General features: G+C 40.8%; 18 protein-coding genes. 9 read left to right on the top strand and 9 right to left on the bottom strand.

The genetic code is table 11. From position 1 onward, the window contains the following. Window positions 1-26: 26 nt before the first annotated feature. From QL989_RS11720 to cyaY, 7 genes are read right to left on the bottom strand one after another with little or no spacing between them, the layout of a single operon-like run. Window positions 27-2,693, bottom strand: a complete 2,667-nt coding sequence (locus tag QL989_RS11720; protein WP_290170604.1) for an ATP-binding protein — start codon at window positions 2,691-2,693, stop codon at window positions 27-29. A gap of 46 nt (window positions 2,694-2,739) precedes the next feature. Beyond that, a complete protein-coding gene (locus QL989_RS11725) occupies window positions 2,740-3,849 on the bottom strand; it encodes a heme biosynthesis HemY N-terminal domain-containing protein (protein WP_290170605.1) in 1,110 nt (369 codons plus the stop codon). Beyond that, complete coding sequence (locus QL989_RS11730; RefSeq protein ID WP_290170606.1) at window positions 3,846-5,684, bottom strand: uroporphyrinogen-III synthase; 1,839 nt, start codon at window positions 5,682-5,684, stop codon at window positions 3,846-3,848. Before QL989_RS11730 ends, QL989_RS11725 begins: the two co-directional genes overlap by 4 nt. After that, on the bottom strand, window positions 5,684-6,622 hold the full coding sequence (hemC, locus tag QL989_RS11735; RefSeq protein ID WP_138595966.1) for a hydroxymethylbilane synthase: 939 nt from the start codon (window positions 6,620-6,622) through the stop codon (window positions 5,684-5,686). Before hemC ends, QL989_RS11730 begins: the two co-directional genes overlap by 1 nt. A 59-nt stretch (window positions 6,623-6,681) precedes the next feature. Beyond that, complete coding sequence (locus tag QL989_RS11740; protein ID WP_290170607.1) at window positions 6,682-7,587, bottom strand: DUF2914 domain-containing protein; 906 nt, start codon at window positions 7,585-7,587, stop codon at window positions 6,682-6,684. 23 nt (window positions 7,588-7,610) lie between these two features. Then, entirely contained in the window at window positions 7,611-8,267 is a 657-nt protein-coding gene (locus QL989_RS11745; RefSeq protein WP_008109038.1) for an alpha/beta fold hydrolase, read from the bottom strand. Beyond that, entirely contained in the window at window positions 8,264-8,587 is a 324-nt protein-coding gene (gene cyaY / locus QL989_RS11750; RefSeq protein WP_008109036.1) for an iron donor protein CyaY, read from the bottom strand. Before cyaY ends, QL989_RS11745 begins: the two co-directional genes overlap by 4 nt. 148 nt (window positions 8,588-8,735) lie before the next feature. Here cyaY and QL989_RS11755 point away from each other — a divergent pair, with 148 nt between their 5' ends. The 7 genes from QL989_RS11755 to QL989_RS11785 all read left to right on the top strand — a co-directional run bounded on the left by QL989_RS11755 (window position 8,736) and on the right by QL989_RS11785 (window position 13,762). Next, on the top strand, window positions 8,736-8,915 hold the full coding sequence (locus tag QL989_RS11755) for a lipoprotein (RefSeq protein WP_054202877.1): 180 nt from the start codon (window positions 8,736-8,738) through the stop codon (window positions 8,913-8,915). Continuing rightward, a complete protein-coding gene (lysA, locus tag QL989_RS11760) occupies window positions 8,916-10,169 on the top strand; it encodes a diaminopimelate decarboxylase (protein WP_054202878.1) in 1,254 nt (417 codons plus the stop codon). 64 nt (window positions 10,170-10,233) lie between these two features. After that, window positions 10,234-11,064 carry a diaminopimelate epimerase gene (gene dapF / locus QL989_RS11765; protein ID WP_008109029.1) on the top strand — a complete coding sequence of 277 codons (831 nt, stop codon included), beginning with the start codon at window positions 10,234-10,236 and terminating at the stop codon, window positions 11,062-11,064. Next, complete coding sequence (locus QL989_RS11770; RefSeq protein WP_010392634.1) at window positions 11,061-11,672, top strand: DUF484 family protein; 612 nt, start codon at window positions 11,061-11,063, stop codon at window positions 11,670-11,672. The genes dapF and QL989_RS11770 overlap by 4 nt, the downstream gene beginning before the upstream one ends. Then, window positions 11,669-12,613 carry a tyrosine recombinase XerC gene (locus tag QL989_RS11775; protein WP_055013094.1) on the top strand — a complete coding sequence of 315 codons (945 nt, stop codon included), beginning with the start codon at window positions 11,669-11,671 and terminating at the stop codon, window positions 12,611-12,613. Before QL989_RS11770 ends, QL989_RS11775 begins: the two co-directional genes overlap by 4 nt. A gap of 10 nt (window positions 12,614-12,623) precedes the next feature. Further along, window positions 12,624-13,328 (top strand): HAD-IA family hydrolase, encoded by a 705-nt coding sequence (locus QL989_RS11780; protein WP_138605440.1) that lies wholly within the window; start codon window positions 12,624-12,626, stop codon window positions 13,326-13,328. 74 nt (window positions 13,329-13,402) lie between these two features. Then, a complete protein-coding gene (locus tag QL989_RS11785) occupies window positions 13,403-13,762 on the top strand; it encodes a HopJ type III effector protein (protein WP_010392629.1) in 360 nt (119 codons plus the stop codon). A 14-nt stretch (window positions 13,763-13,776) separates the two neighbouring features. Here the strand turns inward: QL989_RS11785 and QL989_RS11790 are convergent, their stop codons facing one another. Both QL989_RS11790 and QL989_RS11795 read right to left on the bottom strand, forming a co-directional pair. Beyond that, on the bottom strand, window positions 13,777-14,196 hold the full coding sequence (locus QL989_RS11790; protein ID WP_076919938.1) for a GNAT family N-acetyltransferase: 420 nt from the start codon (window positions 14,194-14,196) through the stop codon (window positions 13,777-13,779). 40 nt (window positions 14,197-14,236) lie between these two features. Next, entirely contained in the window at window positions 14,237-14,542 is a 306-nt protein-coding gene (locus QL989_RS11795; protein WP_008109023.1) for a DUF6482 family protein, read from the bottom strand. A gap of 91 nt (window positions 14,543-14,633) precedes the next feature. On the opposite strand from QL989_RS11795, the gene QL989_RS11800 reads away from it, so the two are divergent. Then, complete coding sequence (locus QL989_RS11800) at window positions 14,634-15,323, top strand: pseudouridine synthase (protein ID WP_290170608.1); 690 nt, start codon at window positions 14,634-14,636, stop codon at window positions 15,321-15,323. 113 nt (window positions 15,324-15,436) lie between these two features. Then, on the top strand, window positions 15,437-15,811 hold the full coding sequence (locus tag QL989_RS11805) for a BlaI/MecI/CopY family transcriptional regulator (protein WP_290170609.1): 375 nt from the start codon (window positions 15,437-15,439) through the stop codon (window positions 15,809-15,811).

Here is a 15,811-nt window from a genome sequence, read left to right on the forward strand (position 1 = left end):
TATGTCTGCTTTTTATATAAAAAGAGTTAACGTGATAAATAAAACCAAATCATTTTAAACAGTGCATCTGCATCAATCGGTTTTGTTATATAGTTATCCATCCCCACGTTAATCGCTTTTTTAGCATCTTCTTCGTGCGCATTAGCAGATAGGCCAATAATAGGTAAATCTAAAAACCCTAATTCATTACGAATCACTTTCGTTGCCTTTAAGCCATCCATTTGTGGCATTTGAATATCCATTAATACTAAGTCGTATCTTTTATCGCTTAGCATTTTAATCGCTTCAAGTCCGTTATTAGCAATATCAACAACACCCTGCTTGGTTTCTAAAATAGCGGTAGCCACATGTTGATTTAATGGGTTATCTTCAACGAGTAGTAAGCGATACTTCGCCAGTGATAGGTTGCTTATATCTATTTTATCTAACTTACCTGAATAATATTGTGCTTTAGGTAACGGAGAATGAAGCGGTAAACTAAAGGTAAAAGTAGAGCCGTGACCTTCACTACTTTTTAAATCAATTGCTCCTCCCATCAGTTCCACTAATTTTTTACAAATACTTAAACCAAGCCCTGTGCCACCAAACTGGCGTGAGGTTGAACTATCAGCCTGAGAAAATGGGTTAAATAGCTGTTTTTGTGCCTCCTCACTAATTCCAATCCCCGTATCATTGACACTAAAATAAGTCATTTTTGCTGACTGCCAAATCTTTAATGTGACACTGCCCTTAGCAGTAAACTTAACGGCATTATTTAATAAGTTCAGCAGCACCTGCTTTAAACGAATAGGATCGGTATTAACAACTAAAGGAGCATCATGATCAACCTCAACTTGCAGTGACAAAGGCTTATTACTGACCTCAAACTGCATTAAACTCATAACTTCTTTTGCTAGAGACTTTAGCTCCACAGGTTCCTGCACTAACTCAAGTTTACCCGCCTCCATTTTTGAAAAATCGAGCACATCATTAAGCACTCTCAATAATACGCTGACCGCACCATCAGCTTGCTCTATGTAAGATTTTGCTAGTGGCCAGTCCCGCTGTTGCAGTGCTAAGTAATGCATGCCTTTAATACCATTAATTGGGGTGCGAATTTCGTGGCTCATATTGGCTAAAAACTGACTTTTTATCTCACTGGCTTTATCGGCTTTTTGCTTTTCCTGACGCAAAGTCAGCGTTTGCTTTGCCACTTGTTCGCGTATACGAACATTGGTGGCTACCACTGAAATTAAAAACATAATCAATAGCCAAACAAATAACATTCCCACTATCTGTGCTAACCAATAAATAAGCCAGGTTGACTCCGTCTTAGGTTGGTATATTTCTACCTGCCATAACCTATGCCCAATTAACAACTGATAATCTTTTAGCAACGTCATTGAGTCATGCTCAACGCTATAAAGAGTCTGTTTATTATCTACTTTATTTATATCAGTAAAGCTAATCGCGACTTCGCCACTACTATCAAATGAAAGTACCTGCGACAACTTAGCTAAGTTAACGAGTGCAATCACAAATCCTTTGAAATCCCCTTCAATATCAGGAGCACCAAATACAGGAGAAATAAAAAGCACGCTTAATTCATCATCTGTAGGGGCTAACTTAAATGGTTTACTCAGTACCAACTCATTAAGAATTTTTGCTTTATTAAGGGCATCGCGAATATCTATATCAGAGCTCAAATCGAAGCCCAACAAATCTTGCGTGTTCTTTATAGGATAAATGTATTTTATGGGGTAATAAGTATTGCTAAAGGGTGCTTGTTGCCACTGTCCATTCGCCATTCTTTGCTTTATAACGATACTTTTGTCCCATTCAGCAGGATCATTAATAGACTTGGCAGTAATCATTGGTACCCAATTTAACGCTAAAATCTCTTCACTATAGCTCAACTGCTTAGAGGTGAAATGATTAAACTCATCGAGGCTAACTTGATCACTACTTGCTAAAAATGCACCTAACAAAGATAGATGAGCAGCCACTTCATCTAACTTCTGATTAATGGCACTTTGCGTCATCAGTACTTTGGCGTCTTGTTTTTGAAGGTCTTTTTGTTTTTTTACACTGGCCGCGCCATAAAAACTAATACTGATAATGGCGTAAATAAGTAACGCAGGTAAAATAACTTGTAGCCGATGACGCAACTGCGAATAGTTAAATATGGCCAGTACTAAAGGAGTAAAAACAAGTACGCCAATTGAGTCACCTATCCACCAAGTAATAAAGGTACTGATGACATTAGATGTGCTAATAAAATGATTTAAAACAAGTAGACTAGTTCCTGCTCCAGCAGCTATGACACAACATAGCGGCCCACCAATCACCAAGCTTTGAATACTAAGTTTTAAAGAAGATAAATTAAGGGGAGCTTTAATGACTTTGGTAATAAGAAATGCACCAAGCCAAGCCTGAAAAAATATGGCGCAACTAACCCCGAGGGATTGGATTAATATTTGCCAATTTAAGATATCAGCGGAGTTATCTAAGTGAATTAAATTAACAAAAACCGCACCGGCAAAAATGCCAGCATAAGCGCGACGCCCCCATAGTAAAAAGCTTGCCAGCGCAATACCAGCCGGAGGCCAAGAGGCAACCGCATAACCGTTAACGGCGAATAAAAAGTTACTTAGATAACCACTAAAGAAATAAGCGCATGCGAGGCTAAAAGATAATGTAAATACATTTTTCACAACCGTCGCTCCTGCGCTTTTATTATTGATTTATAACTATAATTGATTATTGGTAGAGTACAAGTGCCTTATCTAATTGTGCACTGTGTTCATAACTTAATATCGCTTGTTGTCGATACTGTGCTTTATTTTCGCTATTGAGTGCTTTATCAAAAACCCGTGCTGCTAAGTCGTAATCACCTTGTGCATTGGCTAAACACGCCAGCGCTAATAGTAACGCATTATTATGCTCATCTTTTTTTAGTCGCTCTTGAATACTTGATTGCAGCTTATAAGCATTACTTGGTGCAGCTTCACTTAAAATATAAGCCAGTTGATCATGCTGCTTATTGTGCTTGAGTAATTTAATTAGCTCATTTTCGATACTTGCTAGCTGCCCTGTTTTGGCCATTTGGGTTAAATAAGCCGTGTGCGCATGCGCCTGCAACTTTTTACCTAAATGTTGATACTTAGCGGTTAACTCATCACTTGCTTGCGCAGCAAAATAAGCTAAAAACACTTGCTGCCACTGGGTATCATTCAAGGCGTTTTTACGTAACAAACGCGGTAAAAAGTCTTCAAGCAATTTAAAATGCTGTTGTTGCACCAACACTTCAGTGTACAGTTTAAGCTCAAGTACCGTGGCTTTTTTAGATTCAGCAGCCACTCGTATTTGCGGTTCAATAACACTGCTGTCGCCACTGGCTAACCACAGTTTAGCCACTTTTAGTTGCTGCTCTGGGCTGATTTCAAATAAACGCTCAAGCGCTTTATCAGGCTGATTATTTGCCAGCGCAGCTTTTGCTAATAATGCTAAACGTATATCGGAAAATTTAGCAGGCACACTATTGCTTGAAAGCGCACTTTCTACTTGCTCGTAATCATCATTAATGAGGCTCCACAATGCTTGCTCTATAGCCGCATGTTTACGCTCTTGGCTTCGCGCAAAAAAGCCATGCTTAGTGTTTCTGTATATAGATAAACAATAACGCACTAGCTTGTAAGTTAAATATAAAACCGCTGCGCTCAGTGCTGCCATAATACAAAACGAAACAATTGTGCCCTCTACGGTGGTATTGTTAAATGAAATCAGCACATAGCCTTTCTCATCTAACACAAAGGGGGTAATCGCTAGCACCAATACAATAGCGACAATAAAAATAATCAGCCCTATCATTGTGCCCACTCCTTCACTTGTTGAGTGCTTTGCAGTGTCACTTCAGGGTTAAAGTTAAGCGATTCTTTTTCAAGATTGGCTAATGTCTGTATTACCACTTTTGTTGCATCGTCATCTTGTTTAAAGTATTCATTAACCAAACGTTTTGTATCATTCAAAGCGTTAAAATAAATACTAGCTTGTTTAGCCATTAATGCGTCTTGCGCCTGAGTAATATTAAGCTTAATGCGCTGGGTAATTAAATGACGCTCTCGGTCAGTTAATAGTGGCTCAATTAATACGCCTTCATGATGGCGAATAGTAATAAAGCTATCGACTATTTTATTCCAACTATTAAGAATGTTTTGTTGCCAATCACTAACATCTTCAGAGAGTGCATTCTCATCACTTATACTCGCCTCTTCAGGCAAATTAACCGCATTAAATACCAAGTCATCAATACGCTTTATTACGCTGTTTAATTGTAAATAAATCGCTTCTGTCGCAACGGGTTTAATATTGTCGAGTGTTTGTATGTCTTGTGTAATTGCTTGACGCAACTCAAGCGTACCGGAATGATCGCTTAACAATGAATCTAAACGTTTAAGCACGGCACTGGTGCCTGAGTAATCTTGTTCTGCCCACAGTTTAAATTCAGCCATGCGTTGCAAGCTGGTGACCTCTTGTGGATTTAATGTATTACCACTTTGTTGCACCTTTTGCAGTGCGGCTTTTAATGCTTGTTGATTTTTTACAGAGTTTTCATTGAGCGCCATAGCGATTTGTTCTTCGCTATTAAACAACGCTTGCTGCAAGCTAAGCTGCTCAGATTTAAGCGCTTGCAGCTCTTGTTGTAGCATTTTATTTTGTTCTGTCAGCGTATTAACTGCTAAATTTTGCACTTTACTGGCATTAAGCTTTTGATAAAACTCATAACCCACACCGCTGGCAACAAGCAAGGAAATCACTAACGCAACGCTACCTACTTTACTTACTTTTTGAGGAGTGCTCTGCGTTTGGTTATTCGCTTTTACAGAGTCACTTTTAGTCGTATTAGAGGTGTTTTTTGCTGTTGGCTGCGCTGTTTTTTCTACTTTTGACGTCGCTGACTGTTCACTCATTTTGCTACCTTGCTGATTAATGCAGGTAAACATAGCGTGGTCGCTAGCTCCTGCCGCAGTATGTATATGGGTCGAATTTATTTCTTGTTGCTGTAAATAAGTACCTATGCGCTCACTGGCAACGTAAAATTCGCACTGTTGTAACCATGTTAGTTGCGCCGCCGAGATAGTATTAAATATGGCGTCAACTGCAGCATTACTTGTAATGACTATACCGTGTACATTATGGCTTTGCCAGTGGTCTATCCAGTTAGCTGAGCTAGGCTCTACTGGCTCACGTTGATACACCACACAATTATTTAAATAAGCACCACGTTGCTTCAAGGTTTTTGCTATTTCAGGTCGCCCGCCAATACCTTTGACCAACACAATATTACTGCCATCAACATCAGCCAAAGACTTAAGCGCGAGTAACCCCTCAGAGTCATGTTGTTTTGGTAGTGCGGCACGCACACCAAATACTTCATAAATAGTATCAGCTGTTTGTTGCCCAACCCCATAAAACTGTGCTTTGGTATTAATAGCAGGCTTAAGTGCATTTAATGCATGCACCGCATCCTGTGAAACAAAAATAATTTTGTCAGCGTTCACCAGCGGGCTTAATTCAACGTTTTTTGGCGTTAAGTAGGTTATTTTTAAAACTGGATATAAAGACGCTTGATAACCCGCTTGCTCAAGTTGCTCTGCAAGGGCTGCGCCTTTTCCTTCGGGCCGAGTTATCAAGATATGTTTCATTATGCGTCTCGATATACGTCAGCTAGAATTTTATCTGCGCCTTGTGCTAATAATTTTTTAGCCAGCTCTACACCTAACTTTTCAGCATCATCAACGTGACCGCTAATTTCATCGCGTAAAATTTCACTGCCATCAATCGCACCGACCAAACCACGTAAGTGTACTTGGTCACCCTCAACCAATGCATAAGCACCAATTGGCACTTGGCAGCCCCCTTCTAAATGGCGGTTCATTGCACGCTCAGCGTTAACACGAATACGTGTTTCGTTATGCTCAAGCGGCGCTAACAATGCTTTCGTCACGGTATCGTCTATCCGACATTCGATGCCTACAGCGCCTTGGCCATTAGCAGGTAAAGAGACTTCTGGTTCAATAAAGTCACGAATACGCTCGCCCATTTCTAAACGAATTAGGCCTGCTGCTGCGAGTATAATGGCATCATATTGGCCGCTATCAAGCTTAGCTAAACGTGTATTAACATTGCCGCGTAAATCTCGAATTTCTAAATCCGGACGCATCGCTCTAATTTGACATTGACGACGTAAACTTGAAGTCCCCACAATAGCACTTTGTGGTAGCGCATCAATATTGGCAAAGTTATTTGATACAAACGCATCACGCGGGTCTTCACGCTCACAAATGGTGTGTAACTCTAAATCATCCGGAAACTCTACCGGCACATCTTTCATTGAATGCACTGCAATATCTGCACGGCCATCTAGCATGGCTTGCTCTAACTCTTTTACAAATAAACCTTTGCCGCCAATTTTAGCTAGCGGTGTATCTAAAATAATGTCACCTTGAGTCGACATTGGCACGAGCTCTACACGCACGTCATCATGAAAATGCTCTAGCTGCGCTTTTACAAATTCAGCCTGCCAGAGTGCCAATGCACTTTTACGAGTGGCAATGCGAACTAACTTTGTTTTATCAGTCATAAAATATCCATTAATAATTACTAGCTTTTAGAATTAAAACTTATTCAATCTAAGGCTATTTAATTTGCTAAAACTCTAAATTCTTTTTGAGCGATGAGCAGCCCGTTTTCATCAACTACATCAACGCGCCAATGCCCTAATTGAGTATCCATAATATTTTTAGTTGAGTACGTTCTGTAACGCGGAGAAGTGACCTTAAGCGCCACTTCAGCCATTATTTCACCTTCAAATAACCACACATGTTTTACCTGCTGTCCCTGTAAGTTTTTAAGCTCACTAAAAAATGACAGCGACTCTTCAAATTGATTCAAACGCACATCGGCGGCAAATACATTGGTTGGCTCACGGTTACTGACACTGCGAGTTAGCACAGCACGGCTAATTGTGGCTGTATCTATTTTGGCTCCCACAGCTACACTAGCAATGTGTGCAGATGCAGCAAATTTCTTTTGCTCAACTGGCTTTGCGCTAACAGTCTCAACTTCAAGGTCTTGAGTGTCTATTGCTGCAATGGTTGCTTCTTCAGGCTCAGCAGTGATCGTTGGCTCTACTTCTTGCTTAATAATACTTTGTTGAACTTCAGGCTCCGATGGTACCTGTTCAGTAATAGAAGCTGGTTTTTGCTCAACTGAGGAAAAGGTTTTAGGGTCTGCAATCGCAACACTGCTTACCTGCTCCTCATCTGCATCTATGGCTTTTTCACTCTCTACTGGTGCTGCATTATCATCGCTTAGCGACACAATTGCTGTTTGTTGCTCAGTAAAATCAAGCTGCTCATTAGGATGCGGCGTCCCTTGATCAGCATTCACGGCGCTAGAGAGGCCGTAAATAACCGCTGCAGAGATCATAATCACCAACATAGAAATACTCACAATCCGACGCCAATGCCACTCATAGCTCACGTTGGGTTCGCTTACCTGTGGTTCACGTTTTACATTTGCTGTTATTACTATTTTTTGACTCATTTTGACCCTCAGCGGCTCCTAAACTAACTTAAGCGAGAAATTAACCATTGGCGCACAGCTTGTAACTCTTGTGTACAAACCTGATGCCCCATTGGGTATTCTTGCCAACTTACATCCATGTTATGCGTTGATAATACTTCGAACGCACTTCTACCCGCGCTATGCGGTACAACGTCATCTTGGCTACCATGAGCCATAAATATATTTAACTGTGTTTGTTTTGCTTCATCTGCCAATTTATGTGGCACACACATGTAGGTTGACAGCGCCATTACACCAGCCAGCTTTTGTTCTAAACGCGGTGCTAAATGAAGCGATACAACGCCACCTTGCGAAAAGCCCGCTAAAATAATTTTACTGGCAGGTATGCCGTTAGCAATTTCTTGTGTAATGAGTTGCTCAACTTTTGCAGCTGATTCTCTAACCCCTTGCTCATCGGCACGTTTATCTAAATCCATAGATTTAATGTCGTACCATGAGCGCATTTGCATACCGCCATTAACTGTAACAGCCTGCATAGGCGCGTGCGGAAAAATAAAACGCACTCCTAACTCAGTAGGTAAGTCGAGCTGCGGGGCAACAGGTGCAAAACCATCACCTGAATCACCTAAGCCATGCAGCCAAATCACCGTGGCTTTATGGGCGCTTTGCGCTGGGTATTCTACAAACCCTAAACTCATAGTGTTGATTGCCATTTAATTTCTTGACCCGCTTGGCGTGTAGACGCTTCGTTAATGAAGCTCCAAAACTCTGCACCCGAGCGGTTATCAATCCATTGCCCATCACGCATTTCAAAATGGTGACCATTAAATTTTGTTGCTACCCATACTTGGTGCAAAGGTGCTTGCTTATTAATCACAATCTTACTGCGATCTGGAAAAATAATTTCTAAAATACCTTGAGCAGATTCATAATCTAAATCTGCTTCACAATCATCAACTTGTTCTTCAATAGTGAACATAAGAGCTTCTGCTAACTGGTGATATTCGTGATCAGTCATCGTTAATTTCCTTTGCAGGCGAGGCGCCTAAATAATGGGTGCATGTTTATAGAGCTAGTGTAACAGGAATAAAATCATCCGCGAATAGCTGCATTTTTTAGATATTCTGTTACTCTGCGATTATAAAGCCAGCAACCGTATTAATCTAATGAAAGCGACATATACCTTACAATTAAAACAACTATTAATCAGCACCGTATTGTTGTGTGCATTAGCTGGCTGTGGCCAAAGCGGCCCGCTGTACTTACCCGAGCAGCCTGCTGAACAAAAGCAGCCAACTGACATTCCTAACAAACAAACACCCGCCGAGCAACAACAGGAGCAGTAAATGGATTTTTTTAATTATAAAAACAACCAACTATTTGCTGAAGATGTCAGCGTAGCAACCATTGCACAGCACTATGGTACGCCGTGTTATGTGTATTCCAGAGCCACGTTTGAACGCCATTATTTAGCGTTTGCTAATGCGACTCAAGATCACAAAAGCCTAGTGTGTTATGCCGTTAAAGCAAATTCAAATATTGCGGTGTTAAACATATTGGCACGACTTGGAGCGGGTTTTGATATTGTCTCAAAAGGCGAATTAGCACGGGTGATAAAAGCCGGAGGCGCTGCTAACAAAGTGGTATTTTCTGGGGTTGCTAAAACGGCTGACGAAATTGCTTATGCGTTAGAGTTAGGCATTAAATGTTTTAATGTTGAGTCAATTTCAGAGCTTGAGCGCATTTCAGAAGTGGCCTGCGAGCTTAATTTAGACGCGCCAATTTCTATTCGTGTTAATCCCGATATTGATGCCAAAACACATCCGTATATTTCTACTGGACTTAAAGAAAATAAGTTTGGTATTGGAATCGAGTCTGCATTAAGTGTGTATCAACATGCGGCATCATTACCTGGCTTAACGATTGTTGGCGTAGATTGCCATATTGGCTCACAGCTTACACAAACCAAACCGTTTTTAGAGGCGCTTGATAAACTACTGGCATTAATTGATGAATTAAAAAATGCAGGTATTGAGCTAAGCCATTTAGATATAGGTGGAGGCCTTGGAGTAACCTACGACGACGAACAACCTCCACACCCAAGTGAATATGCAGCACAAGTAACGCAGCGCCTTGCAAATTACCGTCACCTAGAACTGATTTTTGAGCCCGGGCGAGCCATTGCCGCAAACGCGGGGATTTTAGTAACACAAGTTGAGTTTATTAAACAAAACCAAGACAAGTATTTTGCGATTGTAGATGCGGGTATGAACGACATGTTACGCCCATCACTGTATCAAGCATGGCAAAAAATTATTCCTGTATCAGTGCGTGATGACGAAACACCTACCCACAACTATGACGTGGTTGGCCCGGTGTGTGAAACCGGTGACTTTTTAGGTAAAGACCGACCACTGGCACTCAAACAAGGTGATTTGTTAGTACAGCGAAGCGCTGGAGCCTATGGTTTTACCATGAGCTCAAATTATAACTCACGTCCACGAGTTGCCGAAATAATGGTCGATGGTGAGCAACATCACCTTATTCGCGAACGCGAAACTATCGAAAGCTTATACCAAGGTGAGAAAGTTTTACCATAAACGTTTTTGCCAACTAGCTGCTCTGTGGCATGATTAGCACAGAGCAAAACCGAATTAGAGCGCTATGTTAGTTAATTTTTCCAAAATGCACGGCTTAGGTAACGACTTTGTTGTGATTGATAACATTACACAAAACGTTTTTTTATCTCGTGATCAAATCAAAAAGCTGGCCGATCGCCATTTCGGCATTGGGTTTGATCAACTACTGATGGTTGAAGCCCCTTACTCACCCGATCTCGATTTTCACTATCGTATTTTTAACGCTGACGGCCACGAAGTAGAACAATGTGGTAACGGTGCGCGCTGCTTTGCCCGCTTTGTACGCATGAAAGGCTTAACCAATAAACATAAAATCAGCGTGTCGACTAAGTCTGGTAATCTCACCCTGTATATTGAAAAAGACGGTCAAGTAACCGTTAATATGGGTCACCCTAATTTTGAGCCAAATAAAATTCCACTCAAAGCAACCAAACGTGAGCTGACTTATATTATTCGCGCAGAAGAGCATACCGTTTTTAGTGGTGCCGTATCTATGGGTAACCCTCATTGCGTAATGGAAGTAGACGATATAGAAACAGCCCAAGTGGATACCCTAGGCCCGTTGCTTGAAAACCATGAGCGTTTTCCACAACGCGCGAACATTGGCTTTATGCAGGTTATCTCTCAAGAGCACATTAAACTCAGAGTATGGGAGCGTGGTGTAAGCGAAACACTTGCTTGCGGTACCGGCGCGTGTGCTGCCATGGTGATTGGTTTTATCCAAAATAAGCTCACCAGTACAGTACAAGTTGATTTACCCGGCGGTAGCTTACAAGTGCGCTGGAGTGGCGAGGGCCATCCAGTGCGTATGACAGGTCCCGCTGAACATGTATTTGATGGGCAAGTTGCACTATGAGTGAATTAACTAAACAGCAAGTAATAGATTACTTACAACAGCATCCTGACTTTTTAATTGAGCAACCTAAGCTGTTAGCGCAACTTGAGTTACAACAGCAAGTACAGGGTGCTACTTCATTAGTGCATATTCAGCAGCGCCAATTACGCGAGCACAATACACAGCTAAAAAATCAAATAGACAGCATGAGCAAAAATGCGACCCAGAATGAACTGGTTTATCGTTTATTTAGCCAATGTCACCGACAGCTGTGGAGTAATTACGACTTTAATACACTGGCCAGTAACTTACGCAATATTATTTGTATGAGCCCGACTATTAATGAATGCAAACTCGTTAGATACGATAATGCCTTTGAAGAGTTAGTGAAGCATAGACTGTCAGATAGTAATCATTATTTAGGCCGTGTAAATCAGCAAGAACGCGACTTACTCTTCAACAATGATACCCAATCGACCGCACTTTATTTAATTGGTGAGCCGAGTAACCCCTACGCAATTTTGGCTTTTGGCAGCCACGATGAAAACCACTTTGAGCCCTCACAAGATAACTTATTTGTATTAGATTTTGTGCGCTCATTGCAAATACGGTTACTGGAACTGGCATGAGCGATAACGCGCCAAATATAAGCGACTTAAGCGATAGCTGGCGTACACCCATTACATTATTTAGTGATTACTTAAAATTTGAACGTCAATATTCAGCGCACACCGTTAATCAGTATGTCAGCCAATTAGGTTTTGCCGCCTTGTATTTTAATAAACTGTGCGACAATTGGTTTGCGGTACAAAGTGAGCATATTCGTCGTTACAGTATGGCACTGCGGGCAAAACAATTAAGTGGCAGAACAATCAGCTTAAAATTAAGCTGCATACGTAGTTTGTATAAATTTTTAAAAGCAAAAAATATTACTGAGCAAGTGCATTACCATAATCCGGCACAGGGCATAAAAGGCCCTAAATTTGCGCGGCCTTTACCTAAAAACCTTGATGTTGACCAAATGGCTCGTTTACTCGAAATACCCGATGATGATCCACTTGCCATTCGTGATAAAGCGATGATGGAACTGATGTATTCATCAGGCTTACGCATTAGTGAGTTAGTTGGCGCTAACATGCAAGATATAAACACTCGTAGCGGTGAAATATTAGTGCGAGGCAAAGGCGCCAAAGAACGCCTAATACCGGTTGGCTCTAAAGCACTTGAGGCGTTAAACAATTGGCTAGCAGTTCGCCCACTATTTATGGGCTCAGATGAACATGCAATATTTTTGAGTAGCAAAAAAAGCCGTATTTCTGTACGCCAAGTTCGTTTGCGTATGCAAGAGTGGGGGATAAAGCAAGGTATTAGCTCGCAAGTTCATCCGCATAAATTACGCCACTCATTTGCGTCGCATATTTTAGAGTCGTCTGGGGATTTACGAGCAGTGCAAGAATTATTAGGCCACAGTAGTTTATCTGCAACTCAAGTTTATACTCATTTAGATTTTCAGCACTTAGCCAAGGTGTACGATAACACCCACCCACGTGCTAAAAAAAGAACCGATTAGAGCAGCAACTATGATCCGATTTAATCGCGCAATTTCTCCTTTTTCTGTGCTAAGTTTTGACTTAGACGATACCTTGTACGATAACCGCCCTATCATAACCGCAGCCGTTCAGGCGCAAATTGATTATTTAAATGCGCTACCAGGCTACAAAAAACAAGGACCACAGTTTTGGCAGCAATGCCGTGAACTCGCAGCACTACAGCAGCCAGAGCTGATTGATGACGTCACACAATGGCGTAAGCATACCTTGCGCTTAGTGTTGTCTGAATTAGGTTTTAAAGGTGATGAAATAGAGCATCATGCAAATAAGGCGTATCAAGCATTTGCTGATGAGCGAAGCAATATTACGGTGAGCGAAGACGTACTAATATTGCTTGATAAACTAAGTCAACACTACAAATTGATTGCCATTACTAACGGTAATGTAGAGGTTGATCGATTTAATTTAAAAGGTAAGTTTGAACTGGTGTTACAAGCAGGCTTGCATGGTAAAGCTAAACCACACACAACATTATTTGATCAAGCCGCAACACATTTACGTATCAAAAACAGCGATATTTTGCACATAGGTGATAGCCTTGATAGCGATGTGCAAGGTGCTAACAACGCTGGCTGTCAGTCTGTATGGCTGAATAATCAAGCACAAACTTATGCCTACAAAGGGCTGGCTGATATTGAAATAACCAACATTCATGCGTTAACCCATTTAATATAACCTATGCTTGTTTTACTAATAATATAAGTTAGAGTTAGTTAATTAACTCCATATTATAATAACAAGGACAGCGTATGACGCTCACAGATTATTTAACAACGCTCGCAGATGAGCCAAAAAGTATTAGCTTTGCTGATACTATGGCCGTTATTGATGAGCACTATACTTTTACAGCATGCAGCTTCAGTAACCATGGGTTATTAAGTTCTGCGAGTGAAAATAACGGTTCGTGCAAAATTTTTGCATTTGCTAAGCTCAACGGTCTTAGTAAACAAAATACCTTAGATTGTTTTGGTAAATTTTATCGTGAAGATGTACTAGACAACCCAAGTGCCGATGATCACATGAATATTCGTACGTTTATGTTAGCGCCCGAGGCAACACCGTTTTTAGGCATTAGCTTTGATGGCACGCCTTTAACCACAAAAGAGTAATATTCAAATCAGCATTATTTAGCCGCTACCAGCGGCTTTTCCATAAAGTAGCGCGTACCGCTGAGCGGATAATTATTTAATTGATATTTAACCTGATAACCACGCTTTTCATAGAAAGGCTTGGCTTGAAAGTCTAGGGTGTCAAGCTGAGCCTGAACGGCACCCATTTCAATTGCTGCATTTTCAAGTGATGTTAATAACGAATCAGCCAAGCCATTGCCTCGTGCCGATTCAGCACACCACAACCAACTTATTAGCAGCCAATTGCCAAATACATGACCACTTATACCGGCAACTAATTCATGCTGTTTATCGAGATATTTAAAGCCGAGAGCTTGGCGCTCTGCGTCGAAGTGTTGAGCATTAAACTCAAGCATATTAACACGCAGTGCTTGGTTTAATTGCTCAGTATTTTCTGCCTGCAATAGGTACATTGGCTATTCCAAATAGACCTATTTTAGCAAATACCTGATGTTAAAACAGGTTATTTTGTCCAAAGGGAACTTCAAGCATATTGCTAGAAATTTTTTCCGGTTGACCACACATTTCATCATAAGCGCTGGTATGCCTGAGCATCATTTGCGCGTAGGCAATGTCTTCAAAGCGTTTTTGAATATGTAATGGGCTGACTGCCTTTACAAATTCACCATCGCTTTCTTGTACATAGTATTCAACATTATTAATGACAACAGACACTTGATACAAGGCCATTTCCAGTGAATGAACCACCACTTTTTGTAATGGCTGATGCTTTTTTAGTTCTGAAAATTGAATACCCATATTAACCTACCTACTGTTAAATTAACTGTCCAAGTAATCAATACGCAGCTTTGCTATAATCGCGATCAGATTTTTTTAATTACGCGCTATCATGGATACAAAAATTCGACTCGCAAAGTACATAGCGCATGCCGGTGTTTGCTCACGCAAGCAGGCCTCGCGTTTGATTGACGAAGGTGTGGTCATGGTTAATAATCGCCCCGCAAATCATATTGATCATGTGGACGAAAACGACAGTGTCATTGTTAATGGCCAAGCCATTAAAGGCCCTGCCGATTTAGTCTACTTTGCTTATCACAAACCAGTAGGAATTGATTGTAAACTCAATCAGCACGACCCAAGCAGCCTTATTCATCATTTACCGCAACTAACACGGGTATACCCTATTGGTCGCCTTGATAAAGACTCACGCGGATTGCTTATTTTAACCAATGATGGGGATTTTTGTAACCAGCTGATCCACCCTGACTTTCATCAGCCTAAACGCTATTTAGTAACCGTCAATAAACCTTTAGATGCGGATTTTTGCGAAGAAATGGCTGCAGGCGTCCCTGTCGACAAGCAAATGACTTTGCCGTGTGAGGTGACTAAAATCACTGACAATCAGTTTAGTATTATTTTAAAACAAGGGCTTAATCGACAAATTCGTAAAATGGCGCATTACTGTGGTTACAAAGTGATTGATTTATACCGCGTACAAATAAGTGAATTACTGTTAGAACCTTTAAATTTACCCGAAAACCAGTTTATAAAAATTAATAAAAGCGACATTTTAGGCTAACAAGCTCACGCTACCCCCCCTCGCTTTAACGCAATTAAAAAACACAAAATAAACTTGCAAAAATAGATTACAGGTGTAGTCTTAAATTAAAGATTACATGTGTAGGCAATGAAATGATCGAATTATCAAAAGCAGAATTTGAAGTACTCGATGCGCTATGGATTAGCTACCCCGCTAATGCCAGCCAAATTATTGAGCGCTTGAGTGATGATAAACAATGGCACGAAAAAACCATTAAAACCTTACTAGGTCGATTAGTTAAAAAAGGAGCGCTTAGCTTCGAAAAAGAAGGCCGCCAATATATTTACACCCCCTGTATAAATCGTACTGATTACACCCAAAAAGAAAGCCAGAACTTTATTGAGCGTTTTTTTAGTGGCCGTATAGCTCCGTTAGTAAGTGGTTTTGCAAAATCAGAAAAACTCTCTCAACAAGATATAAACGAGCTTAAAAAAGTCATAGATGACTGGGAAAAAAACCAAAAGTAA

It is taken from the genome of Pseudoalteromonas sp. APC 3224 (assembly GCF_030407535.1).
Classification (GTDB): domain Bacteria; phylum Pseudomonadota; class Gammaproteobacteria; order Enterobacterales; family Alteromonadaceae; genus Pseudoalteromonas.